Annotated in this window: 4 protein-coding genes; all 4 read right to left on the minus strand. The window is 69.0% G+C overall.

Features of this window, described 5'->3' with window-relative positions:
- Positions 1 to 111: 111 nt before the first annotated feature.
- Genes AC5JBD_RS00005 through tnpA form a run of 4 tightly spaced genes read right to left on the minus strand, consistent with a single transcriptional unit; the run spans position 112 to position 3,100 of the window.
- Positions 112 to 711: a plasmid pRiA4b ORF-3 family protein gene (locus AC5JBD_RS00005; protein WP_495719702.1), complete on the minus strand. Its 600-nt coding sequence runs from the start codon at positions 709 to 711 to the stop codon at positions 112 to 114.
- Positions 708 to 2,297 carry an IS66 family transposase gene (gene tnpC, locus AC5JBD_RS00010; protein WP_495719703.1) on the minus strand — a complete coding sequence of 530 codons (1,590 nt, stop codon included), beginning with the start codon at positions 2,295 to 2,297 and terminating at the stop codon, positions 708 to 710. Before tnpC ends, AC5JBD_RS00005 begins: the two co-directional genes overlap by 4 nt.
- A gap of 60 nt (positions 2,298 to 2,357) precedes the next feature.
- Positions 2,358 to 2,705 carry an IS66 family insertion sequence element accessory protein TnpB gene (tnpB, locus tag AC5JBD_RS00015; protein ID WP_495719704.1) on the minus strand — a complete coding sequence of 116 codons (348 nt, stop codon included), beginning with the start codon at positions 2,703 to 2,705 and terminating at the stop codon, positions 2,358 to 2,360.
- Positions 2,702 to 3,100 carry an IS66-like element accessory protein TnpA gene (tnpA, locus tag AC5JBD_RS00020; RefSeq protein WP_495719705.1) on the minus strand — a complete coding sequence of 133 codons (399 nt, stop codon included), beginning with the start codon at positions 3,098 to 3,100 and terminating at the stop codon, positions 2,702 to 2,704. Before tnpA ends, tnpB begins: the two co-directional genes overlap by 4 nt.
- Positions 3,101 to 3,204 lie beyond the last annotated feature (104 nt).

Genomic DNA, 3,204 nt, shown 5'->3' on the forward strand with positions numbered 1-3,204 from the left:
GTATCCATACGGCCAAGGCCGCGGGTGGCCGAGGGCAGCGGGTGGGCGGCGTTCACCGCTTCCGGTCGAGGCTGAACTCCTTACGGGTGCTCATCCGGCGAGGGCTGCGGATCAGGTTGCTGGTTTATGCTTGGTGGCTGGCTTGCGCGACCACGCCTTGGCGAGTTCTTCGACGGCCTTGGCATGCTCATCGAAGTCGATGGTGTTGGGATCGAAAGGCGCGCCGACCCACTGGACCATCTCGGCATGGCTCTCGTGCTTCGGGTCGGCAATCGCCGTGAGGAACTCGGCGTAGCCCCAAGGTCCGCCGACGTCCTCGGGCGGGCAGCGCCCTGTGGCGTTGATCAGGAACGGGTAGCTGAGGCCGGGCATGGGATCCGTGATGCGCTCGATCTTGATCGTGTGTTCCCAGCCATCGCCGAAGTCGTAGAGGTACTTCAGCGTCTTCGCGCCGGTGTCCTCGAGGACGTCGAGGAGACGCGTCTTGCGGGCGTCGAGCGGGCCGTCTCCCCAGTCTGGGTCGGGCACGCCCCAGCCCACGTCGCGGGCCCGGATCTCGTAGAGATGGCTGTTGGTCCAGCCCATGGCGGCCTGGAGCACCAGGTGCAGGCGATCGAGCCGGATGGTCAGCGGCACCTCAACGCGGCGCAGCACGGCTGGCTTGACGTCATCGAGGGTGATCTTGAGCCGGGCGATGCTGGTGCTGGTCATGCCGCCGCCTTTCCCTCCCTCGCCTGGGCCCAGTTCCAGGGCAGCAGCTCGTGCACGCGCGAGGCAGGATGGTCGGCGATGCGAGCCAGGACGTCAGCCAGCCAGGTGCGCGGATCGACGTCGTTCAGCTTGGCGGTGTAGATGAGCGAATACATCGCCGCAGCCCGGTCGCCGCCGCGATCGCTGCCGGCGAACAGCCATGACTTTCTTCCGAGGGCAATGCCGCGCAGCGCCCGCTCGGCGGCATTGTTCGTCAGGCAGATCCGGCCGTCGCCGAGGAACCGGGTGAACGTCTCCCAGCGCGTCAGCATGTAGTCCATGGCCTTGGCGACCGGGTTGTGCCGGGACAGCTTGCCACGGCTCTCGCGCATCCAGGCCTCGAACTCGGTGACGAGGGGCGCGATGTGCTGCTGGCGGACGGCCAGCCGCGCCGCGGCAGGCAGGCCGTTGATGGGGCGTTCGGCGTCAAAGATGGCGTCGATCCGCTGCACCGCCTCGATAGCAAGCGGGGCCCGCGACAGCTCGGCCAGCTCGAAGAGTTTGCGCCTGCCATGGGCCCAACAGGCCGCCTCGGTGACCGGCCCAGGTTGTCGATCGGGCTCGTACAGCGCGTTGTAACCAGCATAGGCGTCGGCCTGCAGGATGCCGGCATAGCCGGCCAGGTGCCGGTTCGGGTGCTCGGCGGTCCGGTCCCGCGAGTAGCGGAACATCGCGGCCGGGGGTGCCTGCCCGCCAAAGGGTCGGTCGTCGCGGACATAGGTCCAGACCCCCCCGGTGATGGTCTTTCCCTTGGCCAACACCGGGACGATGGTGTCATCGCCATGCAGCCGCTCGGCGGCGAGCACATGGGCGTCGATCAGGGCATTCAGCGGGGCAAGGTTGGCGGTGCTGGCGCCGACCCAGTCGGCGATGGTCGAGACACTGAGTTCGATGCCCTGAAAGGCATAGGCCTCGCTCTGGCGGTTCAGCGGCAGGTGCTGGCCAAACTTGGCCTCCAGGATCATCGCCAGCAGGTTCGGCCCCGCCCGGCCGCGGGCGATGGGGTGGAAGGGGGCCGGTGGCTGGGTGACGGTCTCGCAGGAGCGGCACGAGAACCGCTCGCGCACGGTCTGGATCACCTTCCACTGGATCGGCTCGACCTCGAGCGTCTCGGTGGTGTCCTCGCCCAGCTTGGACAGCTTGCCACCGCAGCAGGGGCAAGCGGTCGGTGACGGCAAGACGATCCGCTCGCGCGGCAGGTGGGCCGGCAGGGGCGCCCGCACCGGTTGGCCGCGGGGCGGGCTGTCGGAGCGACGGGGACGGCCTTCCTTGTCGGCGGCCTTGTCCGCCTTGGTCGCATCCTCGCTGGCGGCCGCCACCAGCTCGCCGAGCTCGAGCTCCAGTTGGTCGATCAGCTTGCGGCCGCGCTCGGATGAGGCGCCGTACTTGTCGCGCTTGAGCCGGGCAATCAGTAGCTTGAGGTGCGCCACCATCGCCTCGGCGCCCGAGGCGCGCGCCTCGGCCTCGCGCCGCGCCAGCTGCTCGGCCGCGAGGGCAGCGCGTAGCGCGGCGATGTGGTCGGGCGGGGTGTCCGGCGCGGCTGTCACGCCGGCGATGGAATCACAGCTGCTGCGCGGCAGGTAGCACCGATGCAACCGCCCCGTACACTATCCCGCCAGCTCCGGTCTGTAGGTCCGTACTGGGTTTCTCCAGTCGATTCCGTCGAGCATGTAGGCCAGCTGCGCGCCCGAGATCTGCAGGCAACCGTCGGCCGGCGAGGGCCAGATGAAGCGTCCCCTCTCCAACCTCTTCGCGTAAAGCGACATGCCAATCCCGTCGTGCCAGACAATCTTGACCAGGTCCGCCTTGCGGCCACGAAAGACGTCCAGATCGCCGCAATGCGGGTCACGGCCGAGCGCCTGCTGCACCTGCAGCGCCAGTGAATGCATCCCACGGCGCATGTCCGTGTGGCCGACCGCGAGCCACACCCGGACACCGGACGGCGTCGGGATCATGCGCGCAGCACCGCCAGCACGCGGCGCAGGGCCGCGGCACTGATCGTCGCGGCAACGCGTACCGCAGTTCCGTCCGGCAGCACGATTTCGATCCGCTCATCCGGCTCGTCCTCCACCGCCGGAGGGCCTGCGCAGGGCGGCAGGCCCGACCCGCCCGGCGGCGCCGGCGCGGCCAGTTCCGGCACGACCTGCAGCGGCAGGAAGGCCGGCGTCTCGACCACCAGCCTGCCGCGTCGCTGTGCATCCCGCCACTGCCAAAGCAAGCCGCGGCTGACGTCGTGCCGCCGGGCAACCTCGCTGAACTTGACCCCGGGCTGGTTCAGCTCGGCCAGGATCCGCAGCTTCTCCTCATCCCGCCATTGCCGCCGTCGCTCTACCCCGGTGATGATCTCCATCGGGCACCCCACTGCCTGTCCTTACCGACGCTCGAAAGAACGTCCGTAAGATCCAAGGCAGATCCAGCGCAGTCCCGGTAGGCGTCCCTCGGCGGATGGGTGCG

This window comes from Allosphingosinicella sp., assembly GCF_059502505.1.